The sequence below is a fragment of the Pseudomonas sp. PB106 genome (assembly GCF_009764645.1).
Classification (GTDB): Bacteria; Pseudomonadota; Gammaproteobacteria; order Pseudomonadales; family Pseudomonadaceae; genus Aquipseudomonas.
Map to the genome: position 1 here is coordinate 14,068 of NZ_RWIM01000037.1, position 18,307 is coordinate 32,374.

Genomic DNA, 18,307 nt, shown 5'->3' on the forward strand with positions numbered 1-18,307 from the left:
CTATATTTGAGCGGGATCAGGACAGAAACCCACCATCCACATTCAACGCAACACCCGTGGTGTAACTCGACGCATCACTGGCCAAATACAGCACCGCACCAGCCATTTCACTCGGATCGGCCACGCGCTTGAGCGGAATTTGCGTCAATGCCTGCTTGAGGATTGCATCGTTCTTCACCAGTGCCGAGGCGAACTTGGTGTCGGTCAGGCCTGGCAGCAGGGCGTTGCAGCGGATGCCGAACTGCGCGCATTCCTTGGCGAAGACTTTGGTCATGTTGATCACCGCCGCTTTGGTCACCGAATAGATGCCCTGGAAAATCCCCGGGGAAATACCGTTGATCGACGCAACGTTAATGATGCTGCCGCCACCGTTCTCACGCATCAGCTTGCCGGCTTCCACGGACATGAAGAAGTAGCCGCGAATGTTCACGTCGACGGTCTTCTGGAACGCACCGAGATCGGTGTCGAGAACGTTGCAGAATTGCGGGTTGGTCGCGGCGTTGTTGACCAGAATGTCGAGGCGGCCGAACTGTTCCTTGATCCCGGCGAACACCTGGGCAATCTGCTCCATTTCACCGATGTGGCACGCCACGGCAGTCGCTTTGCCGCCAGCGGCGATAATCGCGTCGGCGACATGCTGGCAGCCGTCGAGTTTGCGGCTCGACACGATCACGTGGGCACCTTGCTGGGCCAACAGTTTGGCGATGGCTTCACCGATGCCACGGCTGGCGCCGGAAACGAAAGCGATTTTGCCGTCGAGGTCGAACAACTGAGTCTTGGACATAGGGGTTCCTTGGTGTGGGCCGTCAGAGGCTCGATTTCGCGATGACTTGCAGGCTCATTTGCTCCAGCAGTTTGTTCATGTGAATGAACTGCGCGAAGCGTTTGTCCTGGGTCTGGCCATGGTAGAAGCGGTAGTAGATCTGCTGCACGATGCCGGCCAGACGGAACAGGCCGTAGGTGTAGTAGAAGTCGAAATTGTCGATCTGGATGCCTGAGCGTTCGGCGTAGTAATCGACGAACTCGCGACGCGTCAGCATGCCTGGCGCGTGGCTCGGCTGGCGACGCATCAGTTGCACCGGCGCCGGATCATCGGCCTGAATCCAATAGGCGAGGGTGTTGCCCAAGTCCATCAGCGGATCGCCGAGGGTGGTCAGTTCCCAGTCGAGCACACCGATGATCTGCATCGGGTTGTTCGGGTCGAGAATGACGTTGTCGAAGCGATAGTCGTTATGAACGATGCTGGAGGTCGGATGGTCGGCCGGCATCTTGTCGTTGAGCCAGGCTTTCACCGCTTGCCAATGCGGCGCATCGGGTGTCAGGGCTTTTTCGTAGCGCTCGCTCCAGCCTTTGATCTGGCGGGCGACGTAGCCTTGCGGTTTGCCCAGATCGCCGAGGCCGCAGGCGTTGTAGTCAACGCGGTGCAGTTCTACGAAGCGGTCAATAAAGCTCTTGCACAACGCTTCGGTTTTTGCCGAATCGAGGCCCAGTTCCGGCGGCAGTTCCGAGCGCAGGATGATGCCGTTGACCCGTTCCATCACGTAGAACTCGGCGCCGATCACCGATTCGTCGGTGCAGTGCACGTAGGCTTTCGGGCAATACGGGAAAGCGTCGCGCAATTGATTGAGGATGCGGAATTCGCGGCCCATGTCGTGGGCGGATTTGGCCTTGTGGCCGAACGGCGGGCGGCGCAGGACGAATTCCTGGCCTGGGTATTCCAGAAGATAAGTCAGGTTCGATGCACCGCCGGGGAACTGGCTGATCTGCGGTGTGCCGGTGAGGCCCGGAATGTGCGCCTTGAGGTACGGGTCGATCAGGCTGGCATCGAGTTCTTCGCCAGAGCGAATACGGGTGGACTGGTCAGTAAGCGCCATGCTTATCCCTTCTGCTTATTTTGGAGGCCAGACATCATTGGCTAATCTAATGGCGCGCCCGATTGCTCACAAGCGCGGTGCGGTCTTATAGGTTAGCGTGTTGCCGGATAATCAGCGTTCCGAATAAGCACAAGAGCCCACCGTGTAGGAACTGCCGAAGGCTGCGATCTTTTGATCTTATAAAAGCAAGATCAAAAGATCGCAGCCTCCGGCAGCTCCTACAGGTCAGTCAGATCAGTGCACGCGTTGGTTGCTGAGTTTTGGCGGGAGGGCAATCGGGGTGAGCACCGGTTGCCCGGAGAAAAACGCGACGAGGTTTTTGCCCACCAGTTCGACTGTGCCTTGGGTGGCCTCTGGCGACAGACCGGCAACGTGAGGCGTGAGCAATACGTTGCTGAGGGATTTCAGCGCATCCGGCACTTGCGGTTCGTGGTCGAATACATCCAGTGCCGCACCGGCAATTTTTCGTTGTTCAAGGGCCGTGATCAGATCCGCCGTGGCAATCACACTGGCGCGGGCAATGTTGACGATAAAGCCGTTCGGCCCAAGCGCATCGAGCACGGCCCGGGTGACCAGATGCTGAGTGCCGATGCCGCCGGGCGTGGCGACGATCAGAAAGTCCGAGGCGCGCGCCAGTTCGGTCGGTGTCGAGCAGAAGGTGTACGGCACCTCGTTGCGCACCTGGCGGCTGTGATAGCTGATCTGCATGTCGAAACCGAGGTTGGCACGTTTGGCGATTGCCAGGCCCACCGCACCCAAACCGAGAACTCCCAGGCGTTTGCCGGCCAGCGACGGACGCATGATTTTCGGCCATTCACCTCGGCGAACCGCCGCATCGCAACGGGGAATATCGCGCACCAGCGCCAGCAGCATGGCCATGGCATGGTCGGCCACTGACGAGGCGTTGACCCCGGCGCCATTGGTCACGGTGATCCCGCGATCACTGGCGGCTTGCAAATCGACCTGTTCATAACCGGCGCCGATCACGGTGATGATCCGCAGGGCTGGCAGCGCAGCGATTTCGGCGGCGGTCAGGCCCAGCGGGCCACGGGTCAGCACCGCATCGATGCGACTGCCGTGGGTGGCGATGGCTTGGGCACGTTCGGCTGGCGTCGGCGCCAGAATCAGGTGAAAGCCCTGATGTTCGAGAATCGGTAAATAGTCATTGATGGTTTCAACCAGTACCAGAACGGTGGCGGGCATTGCGCGGCTCCTGAGATCAAGGGCGGTTCGGTCGCGAAAGTCGTGTCAGAGTGCTGATTCCAGAGCGGTTTGGCAATGCTGGCCGCGGCGCTGCTTCAAGCAGTGTAGCGGCGTCTCAAGTCACGTATTGGGCGATGCCGTTACCAAATGACCAGTTTTCTTTTTTGACTTCCAGCAAATTGATGAAGACGTCTTCCATCCGCACCGCCAGATGCGTGTGCAGGCTTTCGGCGATGGTTTTGAACAGCAGCTGTTTCTTTTCCACCGAGCGGCCTTCGCTGATGGTGATCTGAATGAACACCACGCCGTCGCTGCGCTGGATGCCGAGGTATTGCGGGTCGTAGACGAAGTGTTGAGCGTCATGCTCGGCAAGGATCTGGAAATTGTCGTGCTCGGGCACATCGATACAGCTGCGCAGCGCGGCATAGATATGTTCGCCGACGCGTTTGGCGAAGGTGGGATCGGGGTTGTGCTGGATGTCGACGCGGACGAGGGGCATGGCGCGGGCTCCGGGGGGTAGGGGGCTTCTCTCACGCTAGATCATACCGGCCAGAATGAAAGTATTTCGGTGTCTGAGGCTACCTACGAAATTCGCGGATTCTGCCTACGAATCTGGCAGATCGGTCTGCTATCGGGCAATCGATGAGTGCGAAATCATAAGGGAACAAGGCTGCCCGTCAGCGATTGCTACAGCCAAGGAAGGCGAATGCTCAAGGACAATCGTGAATATCTGGAGCTCGAAAGGCTGGAGAACGAATCAAGGAAGCTTGTGGCTGAAAGGCAAAAGCTTCTGGCGGAAGAGAAAAAGCTTAATAGAGAGACGAGTTTCTATCCGCTCGCAGTATTAGCGGGGGTGGCGACAGCAGTCACTGCGATAGCAGGGGTTTTCTTCAAGCTTTGATTGTTCGCATTTCACTCCTTTCAGACCCACGTACCAAAAAGGACATCAACATGAGTACCTATGATCGCAAAGCCAGAATGGAAGAAATGGAGCGGGAACACGATGAGTGGGCTGAAAGAGTGCGTATTAAAAACAAAGGCGATATGTTCCCGGTCTGGGCGACGCTGGCGTTTGGAATCTTTTGCTGGTCACTTGGATTCCTGTTGGGTCGATCGATCTGATCTGGTTTTCGTGGTAAGGCGACGCGCAGATACCGTTCAGAAAACGACAATGAGCGTACTCGTTTACGACAGGTATATTCCTCAAAACGACAATCCGCTGATCTGCTCTGCACAACCATTCCTCAGCTAAGTCTTTGCTTCTGTTGATTTATCGCGGAGAATCGCGCCCCTGTTTCGGCCGGAGCATGTCTGTCGGTTTTTTCCGACGCGTCCTGACCGAGTGGCAAGTGACCGGAATGCGGAGATCCGACCGGATGAATGATCAGGCCAAAAGCGTCGACCAGCGCTTTGACGCAGCAGCACCAGCCGAGCTGTCGAGCTGGAATCGCCAGGACACCACCTGGATGTTGGGACTGTTTGGGACGGCCATCGGCGCCGGCACCCTGTTTTTGCCGATCAACGCAGGTCTCGGTGGTTTCTGGCCACTGGTGATCCTCGCGCTGCTGGCGTTCCCGATGACGTTCTACGCACACCGTGGCCTGACCCGCTTTGTGCTGTCCGGTCGTGAAGGCGCTGACATCACCGAAGTGGTCGAGCAGCATTTCGGCATCAAGGCCGGCGCACTGATCACATTGCTGTACTTCTTCGCGATTTTCCCGATCCTGCTGATCTACAGCGTCGGCCTGACCAACACGGTCGCCAGTTTCCTCGAACATCAACTGCACATCACACCGCCACCGCGCGCGCTGTTGTCGTTCGTGCTGATCCTCGGTCTGCTGGCCGTGGTGCGTTGCGGCGAACAGGCGATCGTCAAGGCCATGAGCCTGATGGTCTATCCGTTCATCGTTGCGCTGCTGTTTCTGGCGGTGTACCTGATCCCGCACTGGAACGGCGGCATCCTCGCCACCGCGTCGCACGTGCCGGCACCGTCGGCCTTGCTGCACACGCTGTGGCTGGCCATCCCGGTGATGGTGTTCTCGTTCAACCACTCGCCGATCATCTCGGCATTCGCCGTCGACCAGAAGCGTCGTTACGGCGCGCATGCCGAAGAGCGCAGCTCGCAGATCCTGTCCCGCGCACACGCGTTGATGGTGCTGATGGTGCTGTTCTTCGTCTTCAGCTGCGTGTTGACCCTGTCGCCGGAACAACTGGCTGAAGCGAAAGCGCAGAACCTGTCGATCCTGTCGTACCTGGCCAACCATTTCAGCAATCCGACCATCGCGTTCGCAGCACCGTTGATTGCCTTCGTGGCGATCTCCAAGTCGTTCCTTGGCCACTACATCGGTGCCAGTGAAGGGCTCAAAGGTTTGATCGTCAAGAGCGGCAAGCGTCCGAGCGCCAAGGCACTGGATCGCATCGTTGCGGCGTTCATGCTGGTGGTGTGCTGGATCGTCGCGACCCTGAACCCGAGCATTCTCGGCATGATCGAAACCATCGGTGGCCCGGTCATCGCGGCGATCCTGTTCCTGATGCCGATGTACGCGATCCGTAAAGTGCCGGCGATGGCGCGTTATCGTGGTCAGGCGTCGAACGTGTTTGTCACTGCCGTGGGTCTGGTGGCGATTTCGGCGTTGATTTACTCGCTGACGGCGTAAGCCAAAAGCGCAGACATTGCCGTAACAAAAGCCGCTGTGCGTGATGCGCACAGCGGCTTTTTTTCGTCTGGAAAACGTCGATTGAGCAGGTGTATTTCGGCGGTGAATCCGCTACATTTTCCGGCCGCTCTCTGCATGGTGAATCCGCTTCATGTCTCTTGCACTCGAACGTCTGGTTGCTGGCACGCCGATCCCTTTCGCTGGAAACCGCGTCACCGTGGTCAGCCCCGAACTGGCCGCGCGTTTTCAGCCCGGTGACCATCTGTTGATCGAGCAGGTCAGCGGCGAGCTGCTGCTGATTCCGGTGGCGGATCAACAAGCGGCGTCCGTGGCGATAGAACGAGCGGCTGCTGCATTCACGGCGTTGTCAGCCGTCTCCGATGAAGCCATCAGTCAGTTCTTTGATTGCTTCGCGCAGCGCCTGGAGACTCCCGATTGCTGGGCGCAGATCGAAGCCGCCAACCAGGCCGACATCGAACGGGCCAAGGCGCGCGGTCGTTCCACCACCCGTTTGCTCGCCGATGAGCGCATGCGCCGCGACATGATCGCCGGCCTGCGTGCCTGGCGTGATGCCGCCGCGACCCGGGGCAAAGTCATCAGCAGCGTCGAACACGACGGCTGGAAGGTCGAGCAAGTGGTTTCGCCACTGGGCATTGTCGCGTTTGTCTTTGAAGGTCGGCCGAACGTGTTTGCCGATGCCGCCGGCGTCTTGCGTACCGGCAACACTGCGGTGCTGCGCATTGGCAGCGATGCGTTGGGCACGGCACAAGCTATCGTCACCCACGCCTTGAACCCGGCATTGGCCGATGCCGGTTTGCCGGCTGGTGCGGTGTCGCTGGTGGAAAGTGTCAATCATGCCGCCGGTTGGGCGATGTTTGCCGATCGGCGTTTATCGCTGGCGGTGGCGCGCGGCTCCGGGCGTGCGGTCAGTCAACTGGGCAGCATCGCGCAGCAGGCCGGCACCGCCGTGAGCCTGCACGGCACCGGTGGGGCGTGGCTGATTGCCGATCGTGAGGCCGATGCCAAGCGCTTCGCCGCCGTGGTGCGCAACTCACTGGATCGCAAGGTGTGCAACACCCTGAATGTCTGCCTGATCCAGCGCGAGCGTGCGGCGGAACTGGTGCCGTTATTCCTCGATGCATTGCAGCAGGCTGGCACTGCTCGGGGGCAGGGCTGCAAATTGCACATTGTCGAAGGCAGTCAAGACTGTCTGCCGAGCGACTGGCAGAACGCAACGGTCGAAGTCTATCGCGCCGAGGGTTATCGGACTGAAGCGCAGGCTGAACCTTTGGCCGAGTCCGAGTTGGGCCGCGAGTGGGAATGGGAAGAAACTCCGGAAGTCAGCCTGATGATTGTTGATCATCTGGATCAGGCGATTGCGCTGTTCAACCGCTACAGCCCGCAATTCACTGTGTCCTTGATCAGTGAGGATGCCGCGGCTCAGGAGCGTTTTTACAACGCGGTAAACGCGCCGTTCGTGGGCAATGGCATCACCCGGTGGGTGGATGGTCAGTACGCGCTGAATAAACCGGAACTGGGGCTTTCGAACTGGGAAAGCGGGCGGCTGTTTGCGCGCAGTGCGATTCTTTCGGGCGACGGTGTGTTTACCGTGCGCAGCCGCATGACTCAGGTCGATCTCACGGTAAAACGCTGATCTGGCGGGCACTGATCGTTCCCACGCTCCAGCGTGGGAACGCAGCCCGTGACGCTCCGTGTCACTGGACGCGGAGCGTCCCCAGAGGCATTCCCACGCAGAGCGTGGGAACGATCAAAAGATCGCAGCCTTCGGCAGCTCCTACAGGGGTGTTTCAGGCTGCGTCAGCGCTGTTTGCGTAAACCGCACACGTCGCCGGTTGTTCGGCCAGCGGTACAAAGGTGCGGCGGTCCGAGGACAGCGCATCGATCGAGCCGGTCTCGATGTCATACACCCAGCCATGCAGGTTCAGCAGGCCTTTTTCCTGAGCCAGACGCACGCTCGGGTGGGTCTGGATGTTCGCCAATTGCGCGATCACGTTTTCGCGCACCATTGAACTCAACTTCGCTGCATCACTGGCATGCGTGCGCGCTTCATTCATCACTTTCGCCGACTCGGCATGTTGCAGCCAGCCACTGACAGCGGGCAGGTGATCCATGCATTTGCACTTGGCAATGGCGGTCATTGCCCCGCAATCGGAGTGACCGCAGATCACGATGTCGGTCACGCCAAGCACCGCCACGGCATATTCCACCGTCGCCGAAACGCCGCCCGGATGCGGGCTGTAGGACGGCACGATATTGCCGGCGTTACGGATGACGAACAGTTCGCCGGGTTCTTGCTGGGTCAGCAGTTCCGGCACCACGCGGCTGTCGGAACAGGTGATGAACAAGGTTCCGGGTTGCTGGGTGGTCGCCAGGTGTTTGAACAGTTCGGTGCGTTGCGGGAAGGCTTCGTTCTGGAATTTCAGGAAACCGTCTATCAGGGCTTTCATGTGCGTGTCCTCTTGGATGGAGATCGGAGGGCCCGCACTCGGGGTGCGGGCCGGGGCACATCAGAACGGACGCAGGGGCAGGAATTTGCCGTCGAGGGTGACCACGGCGCGGGAGCCACCTTCCGGGTCTTCGACTTTCTTGATGTCCAGTTTGAAGTTGATGGCACTGATGATGCCGTCGCCGAACTGCTCGTGAACCAGCGCTTTGAGGGTGGTGCCGTAGATCTGGATCATCTCGTGGAAGCGGTAGATGGTCGGGTCGGTCGGCACACCGCTGAGGCTGCCACGCAGGGGAATGATCTGCATGGCTGCAACATCATCGGCGTCCAGTTCAAGCTTGTCGCCAACCACCTGGGCAGCGTTTTCCGGCAATGGATGCTGACCGAGCAGGGCGGCGGTGACGTAGGCCAGGCTGAGGCCGGTGCCGTCAGCGAGATCCTGCCACGACAGATCTTTGCGTGCCTTGGCGTCGAGAATGCGGGTGGTCAGGGCCAGGCTGTTGTCGTTGTAGGCGTGGGACTGTTGCATGGTGTCACTCCTTTCAGGGATGGCTTGCTGTGTGGGAGCCATCTTCTGCCGAATGATCCATAGCGTCCAAGATCGATATACAATGCTTTGCATAAGCCTTGCCTATAGTTGATGTTTCCATGCTCCTGCGACATTTGCGTTATCTGCTGGCCGTTGCCGATCACGGCGGTTTCACCCGCGCGGCCGAGGCGCTACATGTGTCGCAGCCGACCCTGTCGCAACAGATTCGCCAACTGGAGGAAACGTTGGGGGTCAATCTGTTCGATCGCACCTCGCGCACGGTCAAACCGACTGATGCTGGCCAGGCTTATATCGAATGCGCACGGCGGGTATTGGTAGAACTGGAGGCGGGTAAGCGCGCCCTGCATGACGTGAAGGATCTGTCTCGCGGCAGTTTGCGTCTGGCGATGACGCCGACGTTCATGGCTTATCTGGTCGGGCCGTTGGTGCGTGACTTCACGGCGCGTTATCCAGGCATTCATCTGCAGATTTTCGAGTTGTCGATGGACGACATCGAGGCGGGGCTGGCGGATGACTCGCTGGATATCGCAATTGCCTTCACGCCCGTGCGCCATGCCGACATTGAATGCATTCCAGCGTTTACCGAGACGCTGGGGATTATGGTGGGGCGGGAGCATCCGCTGTATGACAGCCGCTCAGTGCTGACGCCGGACGATCTTGCTGCACTGGATTTCGCCTTGCTGGCGCCGGACTTCATTACACGGTTATCGGTGGATGAATATTTTCGTCAGCACGGGATCACGCCGCAGGTGCGGGTCGAAGTGAACTCGGTGAGTACTTTGCTGGAAGTTGTGCGTTGTTCACCCATGGCTACGATGCTGCCGCAGGCGATTGCCTCCGAGGATCGAGCGTTGCGCAAGTTGCGCATCGAAAGTGATGCTCCGCAACGCGGAGCGGCGTTGTTGCGGCGCAAGAATAACTACCACAGCGCAGCGGCGCAGGCATTCATGGAGTTGGTGCTGGGAACAAAGAGTCATTGAACGGCGCTGTCCCTGTGGTGTTTCTGTTCTGGCTAATAAAAAAAGGGCCTGCTTCTTTATCGGAAGCAGGCCCTTTTGTTATTGAAGTTTTAAATCAGCAGAACCGATCAATCACCCGAACTTCGTTGTGGTTCTGCATCGAGTCCCACGCCTGTTTCAGCGTTTGCAGAACATTACCGATGAAGTCCTTGTCGGCCGCAGCTTTCTTGCCAACATAACCGTGGCCACGGCGGTACATCTTCAGGCGGGCCAGCAGATTCTGATGGTTACGGTCGAACTCTTCTTCGCCAGCATGGGGCGCCAGGCAGTCGATATGCACTTGCCCCGACTTGCTGATCCACAGGATATGGCTGTCGTGGCTGTCTTTTTGTGCAGCGAACATACGCGCCAGTTCTTCGATAGTGGGTTGATTGTTCAGATTCATAATGTTGCCCCTTGACCAGTCTGGTGATCTTTCAAAGTTGATTCGCTAATACAGGTAGCCCATCGGTTAGTTGATCCCTGGCACCGAAACCAGGACGTCAGCGCTCGCCCGTGTGAAGTCCGGGGTCGTGCATCTGTTGCATGTAGTCGTGTTGAATAACTGCTACGCAATAGCGTCACAACGAGGAGAAGCAGCGAAAACCGGGAGGCTCCTTGCCGACCTGTTCAGAGTCGACCACAAGCGTCTTGAGAATTTTCGCCAGCGCTTCTCGTCCTTGTACTGGACGTTCAGGCCAGGTCAGCTTCTTCAATCTGCCTTGTGGGCAGCGTGTATCCGGAAAAAACAACTCGGCGGTCAGACGAGTTTGCTCAAGCGTGTTACCGATGTTCCCGATCGGGGAACGTCTTCATCATGCAAAAGCAAAACGACGCCGTCAACGGTTTTGTAGTGATTATTTTTGTTCACTACATATTGTCGGACAAAGCTGTTTTGGAATGAGAACAGATCCGTTCAGGTAACGGAAAAAGGCGTGCGCAGACGGTAGAACGTGCACGGATAATCGTCCACGTCGCGCTGCTGCCGGGTGAAATCGCCGCCAGTCAATTCAGGGATCAGCCCGGCCCAGAAGCGCTGTGCCGGCAGGTTGGCGTCGATATGGAAAATCTGCCATTGACCGGGGATGCGCTTCAAGAGGGCAGAGACGACAAACTGCGCGACACCCTGGCCACGAAAGCGTCGAGCAATGAAGAAGTAGCCAATGTTGAGTTCGGCGCCGGCGATATGGGTTTCGTCATCGACGGTCACAAAACCTGCCAGTTCGCCGTCCACGCGAATCAGGAACGGTTGCGTCGTTGGGCGGCGCCAGTAATCGGTTTTCGGCTGGATGGAAAAGAAACCGTGCTCGGCAATCTGCAGCGGCAGCCATTCGGTGAAGTCGTACATGTAGAACTGCATGAGGTTTTCGATGATCTGCAGTTCATCGCGCTGAGCGGGGTGCAGTTCGATACTGGCCATGCGCCGAGTTCCTGAAAGTGGTGAGCCTTGCAGAAACTGTAGCGGGTTTTATTTCGCCGCTGTTTTCGCCTTGCGTGGGGCCGCGCCCGTGGTTTTGCTACGGGTCGATTTGCGTTTCTTTTTCCACGGTGCAGCAGCTTTGCCTGCGGGAGGCGGGCCACTGATGGTCAGGCTGAGGCTGGAACAACGGGTCACCTGTTTGCTCATCCACGCCGCCTGTTTGGTGACGAATTCCTCCAGGCTCATCTCGCCGCTTTGCACCATGTCCAGCGCCTGTTCCCAGATCGCCGTGGTGCCGGGGTCGGCAATTGCTCGCGGCACCGCATCGATCAAGCTGAACGCGGCAGGTGTGGCGGCAAGCGCCTTGCCGTTTTTCACCAGATAACCACGGTCTAGCAAACCCTGAATGATCGACGCACGGGTGGCTTCTGTGCCGATGCCGGTGGTGTCCTTGAGCTTCTGTTTCAGCAGCGGGTCTTCAACCAGTTTCGCGACGTTTTTCATCGCCTTGATCAGATCACCCTCGGTGTAGGGTTTCGGCGGTTGCGTCCACAGGTCCTTGAGTTTCACCTCGGCGATGGCGCATTCGACGCCCTGGCTCAGGGCCGGCAATGTTTGCGGGGCGGGGGCTTCGCGGCCCTTGGCCGGTGCAAGTGCCTCGGGCAATGCACGCTTCCAACCCGGTTCAATGATCTGCTTACCGACTGCGCGCAAGGCTTCACCGGCGCAATCGAAGTCGGCCTGGGTGCGATCGTATTCATGGTTGGGCAGAAACTGCGCCAGATAGCGCGCGCGGATCAGCGTATACACCGCGCGATGCTTGCCGCTCAGGCGTTCGAGATTCTTCGCCGCTGCAGTGGGGATGATGCCGTGGTGCGCGCTGACCTTGGCGTCGTTCCAGGCTCGGGAGCGGCGTTGCGGTTCAAGAAAACCTTGCAGCGCTTCAAGACCAGGGTCGGCTTGACGCAGCGCCGCAAGAATTCCCGGCGCCTCGCTGTGTTGGCTCAACGGCAGATAACCGCAATCGCTGCGCGGGTACGTGATGACTTTGTAGGTTTCGTAAAGCGCTTGGGCGATATCGAGGGTTTCCTGCGCGCCGAGACCGAGCTTCTTCGAGCAGACTTCCTGCAAGGTGCCAAGATCGAAGGGCAGGGGCGCGACTTCGCGCATGCGCTCGGTTTTCAGCTTGACCACCCGAGCACTGGCGGCGCTACCGATTGAAGCCGCCGCTTGCTGGGCCAGTGCCTGATTCAGGCAACGATCCTGATCGTCACAAACATCCGAGGGCGCGCGCCATTGCGCGGTAAACGAGGTGGAGTTGTGTAACAGATCCACATCAATCGCCCAAAACGGCACCGGCACGAAATCGGCGATGCTGCGGTCGCGATCGACGACAAGCCGCAAGGTTGGCGTCTGCACCCGACCGACCGGCAACACGCCTTGATAACCGGACTGCCGCCCGAGCAAGGTGAACAGGCGGCTCATGTTCATGCCGATCAACCAGTCTGCCCGCGAACGGCCCAGCGCCGAGTGGTACAGGCTGAACGTCTCGGCTCCCGGTTTCAGCGCTGCCAATGCCTTGCGGATCGAGGCTTCGTCCAGTGCCGACAGCCACAAGCGGCGGATCGGCCCGCGATAGCGACAGTGCTCGACCAGTTCCCGGGCGATCATCTCGCCCTCACGGTCGGCGTCGGTGGCGATGATCAGCTCGCTGGCCTCGCCGAGCAGGCGCTTCACCGCTTTGTACTGGCTGGCTGTACGCGGTTTGACGGTCATCTTCCACTTGTCCGGGATGATCGGCAGATCTGCCAGCACCCAGCGCTTGTATCGCGCGTCGTAGGCGTCCGGCGGCGCGGTTTCGAGCAAGTGGCCGATGCACCAGGTCACCGTGACATCCGTTCCCAGCCAGCAGCCGTCGCCCCGACGCTTGGCGCCGAGCACGGCCGCAATGTCTTTGGCCTGGGAAGGTTTTTCACAGAGGTACAGCCGCATAACCACCATCGTCGATCAAGGTCTGAACAGGTGCACAGAATGGCCGGACTTGGCGTCAGGGGCAACTTTTATCTGTATGGATATACAGATAAAAACGTTGCGGGAAATCTCGCGAAGACGCTCGCCGTCGACGGGCGCCGGGCTGTTGGCCGTTCGGCTGTAAAACAGCCCTGGCCACAACGCATAAGCTATACCTGAAGCGGTCTCTTCGCCGTATTCAGGAGAACCCCATGAAAACTTCTGGCCCCAACCGCGTCATCAACCTTGAACAACTCGTCGGCTGCCTGCTGGTGAAATTTCACGGCATCCAGGTCGCCGCGTCCTCTCATGTGATGATTCTCAACGAAGCCAACTACCCGCCGGTCTACTACGTCCCCCGCGAAGACATCGAAGAAAAGTATTTCGCCCGCACCGATCACACCACCTATTGCCCGTACAAGGGCGACGCCAATTACTTCAGCCTGCAAGTGCCGGGGCATGAAGGCGCGAATGCGGTGTGGACTTACGAGAACCCGAAAGTGTCAGTGGCGCCGATCCGCGACTATGTGGCGTTTTATCCGGATCAGGTGAAGTTCGAGGTGATCAAGGCTGAGGCATAAAAAAATGGCGAGAACGCAAAGTCCTCGCCACTTCAGTTGCCATTAATTCTTGTCGAGATCGATATTCTTCGTCTCACGCAGACAGATCATCCCCACCACCAGACTCACCCCGGTAATCAGCACCGGATACCACAAGCCGTAGAAGATGTCCCCGGTATACACCACTAGCGCAAACGACACCGTCGGCAGGAAACCACCGAACCAGCCATTGCCGATGTGGTACGGCAGCGACATCGAGGTGTAGCGGATGCGCGTCGGGAACAGCTCGACCATCAGCGCCGCCAGCGGGCCGTAGCACATGGCTGAGATGATGATCAGCGCGACGATCAGGGCGACGATCATCGGCTTGTTGATCTGCTGCAGATCTGCCTGTTGCGGGTAGCCGGCGAGGGTGATTGCACCGCGCAATGCGGCCTCGTCGAAGCCGTCGAGTTTGACGTCGCCGACGCTCACTTGCACGGCGCTACCAGCAGGCGCGGCGGCGCTGGAGTAGGGCAGGCCCTGCTTGACCAGGAAGGTTTTGACCTTGTCGCACGGGCTGTCGAATTTGGCTTTGCCCACCGGATCGAACTGGAAGGTGCAGGTCGCCGGATCTGCCAGCACGGTGATCGGTGCCTGTCGGCTGGCCTGATCAATGGCCGGGTTGGCGTAGTGCGCGAGGGATTTGAAGATCGGGAAGTACAGCGCCGTCGCCAGCAAGAGACCGAGCATCAATATTGGTTTGCGCCCGACCTTGTCCGACAGCCAGCCGAAAATGATGAAGAACGGCGCACCGATCACCACGCTGATGATCAGCAAGGTGTTGGCCACCGCCGGGTCCATTTTCAGGAACTGGGTGAGGAAGAACAGCACATAGAACTGCGCCGCGTAGAAGGTCACCGCTTGCCCGGCGTTGATGCTGAACAGAGCGATCAGCACGACTTTGAGGTTTTCCCATTTGCCGAAGGATTCGCGAATCGGCGCCTTCGAGGTTTTGCCTTCCTCTTTCATTTTCAGATAGGCCGGCGACTCGTGCAGGCTCAGGCGGATCCAGGTGGAAATGCCCAGCAGTACAATCGACAGCAGGAACGGAATGCGCCAGCCCCAGACTTCAAACTGATCGCCGGTGAAGTAACGGCAACCGAGCACGACCAGCAGCGACAACAGCAGGCCGAGGGTCGCGGTGGACTGAATCCAGCTGGTGTGGAAACCACGTTTGCCGATCGGCGCGTGCTCGGCAACGTAAGTCGCCGCGCCGCCGTATTCACCGCCGAGCGCCAGGCCCTGCAGCATGCGCAGCACCACCAGAATGATCGGCGCGGCGATGCCGATGCTGGCGTAGGTGGGCAGCAGGCCGACGCAGAACGTCGCGATGCCCATCAAAATGATCGTCGCGAGGAAGGTGTATTTACGCCCGATCATGTCCCCCAACCGACCGAACACCAGCGCCCCGAACGGCCGCACGATAAAGCCTGCGGCGAAGGCCATCAGCGCAAAGATGAACGCCGTGGTGTCGTTGACTCCGGCGAAAAACTGCTTGCTGATCACCGCCGCGAGGGCGCCGTAGAGGAAGAAGTCATACCACTCGAACACTGTGCCCAGTGACGAGGCGAAGATGACTTTCTGCGTGGCATTGCTGGTTTCGGCGCCGCTCGCGGCGTCCAGCGGCTGAGCGTGTTCTGACATATCGGTATCCCTCACAGTGATTGTTTTTGTTGTTCCACTGGTGTTGCGTGTCCGGGTGATGCCTTGAATAAACGCGGTTCCTTGTAGGAGTGAGCCTGCTCGCGATAGCGGTGTATCAGCCAGCGCAGATGTTGAATGTTATTCCGTCATCGCGAGCAGGCTCACTCCTACAGGGGTTGTGTTTACAACATTGGGGTTGAGGATCAGTTGTGCAGCCTTTTCCGCAATCATCAGCGTAGGCGAACAGGTGTTGCCCGAGGTGATGCGCGGCATGATCGACGCGTCGGCGATGCGCAAACCGGGGACGCCGTGAACGCGCAACTGCGCATCGACCACCGCATCGCCGTCGTTGCCCATGCGGCAGGTGCCGACCGGGTGAAAAATCGTCGTGCCGATGGCTGCTGCCGCTGCCTGCAGTTCTTCTTCACTTTGCAGGCTCGCGCCGGGCAGATATTCCACCGGTTTGAACCCTTGCAGTGCAGGCGCGCTGACGATGCGGCGGGTCAGACGAATCGCGTCGGCGGCAACGCGCAGGTCTTCGGGATGGCTCAGATAGTTGGGCTGGATCAGCGGCGCCTCCTGTGGATTCGCCGAACGGATGTCAATCCGCCCACGGCTCTGCGGGCGCAGATCGCACACCGACGCGGTAAACGCCGGAAAGCTGTGCAGCGGTTCACCGAAGCGCTCCAGCGACAGCGGCTGCACGTGATATTCCAGATTCGCCGAAGTCTGCTCCGGCCCCGAACGCGCAAACGCGCCCAATTGACTCGGCGCCATCGACAGCGGCCCGCTGCGGTCGTAAAGATAACGCAGGCCCATGCCCATTTTTCCCCACACGCTGCCGGCGATCTGGTTGAGCGTGCGGGCGTTTTCCAGTTTGTAGATCAGGCGCAATTGCAGGTGATCCTGCAGGTTGCCGCCGACGCCCGGCAGCTCATGAATCACGCCGATGCCCAAGCGTTCAAGCAACGGTCGCGGGCCTATCCCGGAACGCTGAAGGATGGTCGGAGAGCCCACGGCGCCGGCGCACAGGACAATCTCCTTGCGCGCCTTGAACTGTTTGGTTTGCCCTTCATGTTGCGCGCTGACTTTAGAGGCGCGACCGTCCTCCAGCAGCACTCGATCCACTTCAACGCCAGTCAGCACCGTCAGATTCGCCCGCGCACGCACTGGTTTCAAAAATGCCTTGGCCGCGTTCCAGCGCACCCCGGCTTTCTGATTGACCTGAAAGTAGCCGCAACCCTCGTTGTCGCCCTGATTGAAGTCGTCGATGCTGGCGATGCCGCTTTGCTCGGCAGCGCTGCGAAAGGCATCCAGAATCGGCCACGACAGCCGCTGTTGCTCCACCCGCCATTCACCCTTGGCACCGTGAAACTCAGCGGTGCCGGCAAAGTGATTTTCGCTCTGTTTGAACAAGGGCAGCACATCGTCCCAGGCCCAGCCCGGATTGCCCTCGGCCGCCCAGCCGTCATAGTCGTTGGCCTGGCCGCGCATGTAGATCATGCCGTTGATGGAAGAACATCCGCCCAGCACTTTGCCGCGCGGATAGCTCAGCGCGCGGCCATTGAGGCCCGGTTGTTGTTCAGTCTTGAAGCACCAGTCGGTGCGCGGATTACCGATGCAGAACAGGTAACCCACAGGAATGTGAATCCACGCATAGTTGTCGCGCCCGCCGGCTTCGAGCAGCAACACGCGCTGCTGCGGATCCGCCGACAGCCGATTGGCCAGCAGGCATCCGGCAGGGCCGGCGCCGACCACGATGTAGTCGTATTCATCGAGGGAAGTCCGCATTCCCTGACCTCGCTTTTTGTTTTTATTGTCGGACACTCTAGTTGTTAGCTTTCGTCAAAAGAATGTTAGTTTTTGCGCAGCCGCTGTGCGTTTTTGAACAGCCTCACTAGACGATAGCCGACAAGGACACACCATGTTCGACTGGAACGACCTGCGGTTTTTTCTCGAACTGCAACGCAGCGGCCGCCTGCTTACCGCTGCTCGCCGTCTCAACACCACCCACGCCACCGTCGCCCGCCATATCGAAGCCATCGAAAAAAGCCTCGGCACCGCGCTGTTCGTCCAGCATGCGCAAGGCTATGAGATGACGCCGGCCGGTGAGGCGCTGCTCAAGCATGCCGAGGCGATGGAGAACGTCGCGCTGTTGGCGCAGGAAGGAATCACCCAGTCGACCGCGCCGCTGGGCAAGATTCGTGTTGGCGTGACGGAGGGGCTGGGCACAAGTTTCTCGCCAGTCGCATGATCGGTTTGTTCGAGCGTTACCCGGGATTGGAAGTGGAACTGGTCGCCGTGCCCCGGTTTGTCAGCATTCTCAATCGCGAGGCGGAAATCAGCATTCATCTGGAACGGCCGGCGGCGGACATGCTGGTCACGCGCAAGCTCACGGACTATCGCCTCGCGCTGTACGCCAGTCAGGCTTACCTCGATAAAGCGCCGCCATTGCACAGCCGCGAAGACCTTGGGCGGCATGCGTGGATCGGTTACGTGGACGATTTGCTCTTCAGCCAGGAGCTGATGTTTCTCAACAGTTTCTGCCGCAGCCCTCGCGTCGTGTTTCACAGCACCAGCGTCATCGCCCAGCAGGAGGCGGCGCGGTCGGGATTGGGGATCGCGGTTTTACCGTGCTACATGGCCGCGTCGGATCCGGATCTGGTGCCGTTGCTACCGGATGAAAGCATCGAGCGCAGTTACTGGATCAGCACGCGGCGCGAGTTGCACAAATCGGTGCGGCTGCGGGTGGTCTGGGATTATGTGGTGGGGTTGTGTGAGGCGGAGCAGGGGTTGTTGCTTAACCTTTGAGATCAAAAGATCGCAGCCTTCGGCAGCGCCTGCATCGATTTCTGTAGGAGCTGCCGAAGGCTGCGATCTTT

At 59.2% G+C, this 18,307-nt stretch carries 17 protein-coding genes and 1 pseudogene; 7 read left to right on the forward strand and 11 right to left on the reverse strand.

Annotation, left to right across the window (positions count from 1 at the left end; translation table 11 throughout):
- Positions 1-16 precede the first annotated feature (16 nt).
- The 4 genes from EJA71_RS05860 to EJA71_RS05875 all read right to left on the reverse strand — a co-directional run bounded on the left by EJA71_RS05860 (position 17) and on the right by EJA71_RS05875 (position 3,576).
- Positions 17-784: an SDR family oxidoreductase gene (locus tag EJA71_RS05860; protein ID WP_007911074.1), complete on the reverse strand. Its 768-nt coding sequence runs from the start codon at positions 782-784 to the stop codon at positions 17-19.
- A gap of 22 nt (positions 785-806) precedes the next feature.
- Positions 807-1,874 carry a phosphotransferase family protein gene (locus EJA71_RS05865; RefSeq protein WP_158955115.1) on the reverse strand — a complete coding sequence of 356 codons (1,068 nt, stop codon included), beginning with the start codon at positions 1,872-1,874 and terminating at the stop codon, positions 807-809.
- A 234-nt stretch (positions 1,875-2,108) separates the two neighbouring features.
- On the reverse strand, positions 2,109-3,077 hold the full coding sequence (locus EJA71_RS05870; RefSeq protein ID WP_158955117.1) for a 2-hydroxyacid dehydrogenase: 969 nt from the start codon (positions 3,075-3,077) through the stop codon (positions 2,109-2,111).
- A 115-nt stretch (positions 3,078-3,192) separates the two neighbouring features.
- Positions 3,193-3,576, reverse strand: coding sequence for a tautomerase family protein (locus tag EJA71_RS05875; protein ID WP_158955119.1), 384 nt, complete (start codon positions 3,574-3,576; stop codon positions 3,193-3,195).
- Positions 3,577-3,783: 207 nt separating this feature from the next.
- On the opposite strand from EJA71_RS05875, the gene EJA71_RS05880 reads away from it, so the two are divergent.
- The 4 genes from EJA71_RS05880 to EJA71_RS05890 all read left to right on the forward strand — a co-directional run bounded on the left by EJA71_RS05880 (position 3,784) and on the right by EJA71_RS05890 (position 7,388).
- Positions 3,784-3,978 (forward strand): hypothetical protein, encoded by a 195-nt coding sequence (locus tag EJA71_RS05880; RefSeq protein ID WP_158955121.1) that lies wholly within the window; start codon positions 3,784-3,786, stop codon positions 3,976-3,978.
- Between the two features lie 50 nt (positions 3,979-4,028).
- Positions 4,029-4,199 (forward strand): hypothetical protein, encoded by a 171-nt coding sequence (locus EJA71_RS27340; protein WP_163005230.1) that lies wholly within the window; start codon positions 4,029-4,031, stop codon positions 4,197-4,199.
- Positions 4,200-4,453: 254 nt separating this feature from the next.
- On the forward strand, positions 4,454-5,734 hold the full coding sequence (locus tag EJA71_RS05885; protein ID WP_158955123.1) for an HAAAP family serine/threonine permease: 1,281 nt from the start codon (positions 4,454-4,456) through the stop codon (positions 5,732-5,734).
- 151 nt (positions 5,735-5,885) lie between these two features.
- On the forward strand, positions 5,886-7,388 hold the full coding sequence (locus tag EJA71_RS05890) for an aldehyde dehydrogenase family protein (protein ID WP_158955125.1): 1,503 nt from the start codon (positions 5,886-5,888) through the stop codon (positions 7,386-7,388).
- A 154-nt stretch (positions 7,389-7,542) separates the two neighbouring features.
- Here the strand turns inward: EJA71_RS05890 and EJA71_RS05895 are convergent, their stop codons facing one another.
- Positions 7,543-8,202 carry a carbonic anhydrase gene (locus tag EJA71_RS05895; protein ID WP_158955127.1) on the reverse strand — a complete coding sequence of 220 codons (660 nt, stop codon included), beginning with the start codon at positions 8,200-8,202 and terminating at the stop codon, positions 7,543-7,545.
- Between the two features lie 60 nt (positions 8,203-8,262).
- Positions 8,263-8,730, reverse strand: a complete 468-nt coding sequence (gene cynS / locus EJA71_RS05900) for a cyanase (RefSeq protein ID WP_158955129.1) — start codon at positions 8,728-8,730, stop codon at positions 8,263-8,265.
- Between the two features lie 119 nt (positions 8,731-8,849).
- On the opposite strand from cynS, the gene cynR reads away from it, so the two are divergent.
- Positions 8,850-9,731, forward strand: coding sequence for a transcriptional regulator CynR (gene cynR / locus EJA71_RS05905; protein ID WP_158955131.1), 882 nt, complete (start codon positions 8,850-8,852; stop codon positions 9,729-9,731).
- A gap of 94 nt (positions 9,732-9,825) precedes the next feature.
- Here cynR and EJA71_RS05910 read toward each other — a convergent pair whose 3' ends face one another.
- The 3 genes from EJA71_RS05910 to EJA71_RS05920 all read right to left on the reverse strand — a co-directional run bounded on the left by EJA71_RS05910 (position 9,826) and on the right by EJA71_RS05920 (position 13,161).
- The gene (locus tag EJA71_RS05910; protein ID WP_016982961.1) at positions 9,826-10,155 is read right to left on the reverse strand and encodes a hypothetical protein; all 330 of its coding nucleotides are present in this window, start codon (positions 10,153-10,155) and stop codon (positions 9,826-9,828) included.
- A gap of 510 nt (positions 10,156-10,665) precedes the next feature.
- Positions 10,666-11,169: a GNAT family N-acetyltransferase gene (locus EJA71_RS05915; protein WP_158955133.1), complete on the reverse strand. Its 504-nt coding sequence runs from the start codon at positions 11,167-11,169 to the stop codon at positions 10,666-10,668.
- A gap of 48 nt (positions 11,170-11,217) precedes the next feature.
- A complete protein-coding gene (locus EJA71_RS05920) occupies positions 11,218-13,161 on the reverse strand; it encodes a DNA topoisomerase III (protein ID WP_158955135.1) in 1,944 nt (647 codons plus the stop codon).
- 230 nt (positions 13,162-13,391) lie between these two features.
- Between EJA71_RS05920 and EJA71_RS05925 the strand changes: the two genes are divergently transcribed.
- Positions 13,392-13,760 carry a DUF427 domain-containing protein gene (locus EJA71_RS05925; RefSeq protein ID WP_158955137.1) on the forward strand — a complete coding sequence of 123 codons (369 nt, stop codon included), beginning with the start codon at positions 13,392-13,394 and terminating at the stop codon, positions 13,758-13,760.
- Positions 13,761-13,802: 42 nt separating this feature from the next.
- Here the strand turns inward: EJA71_RS05925 and EJA71_RS05930 are convergent, their stop codons facing one another.
- Positions 13,803-15,425, reverse strand: a complete 1,623-nt coding sequence (locus EJA71_RS05930; RefSeq protein WP_158955139.1) for an MFS transporter — start codon at positions 15,423-15,425, stop codon at positions 13,803-13,805.
- Between the two features lie 138 nt (positions 15,426-15,563).
- Positions 15,564-17,216 (reverse strand): GMC family oxidoreductase, encoded by a 1,653-nt coding sequence (locus EJA71_RS05935; RefSeq protein WP_158955141.1) that lies wholly within the window; start codon positions 17,214-17,216, stop codon positions 15,564-15,566.
- Positions 17,217-17,349: 133 nt separating this feature from the next.
- Here EJA71_RS05935 and EJA71_RS05940 point away from each other — a divergent pair.
- Positions 17,350-18,236 (forward strand): annotated as a pseudogene (locus tag EJA71_RS05940) (LysR family transcriptional regulator).
- The last annotated feature ends 71 nt before the right edge of the window (positions 18,237-18,307 follow it).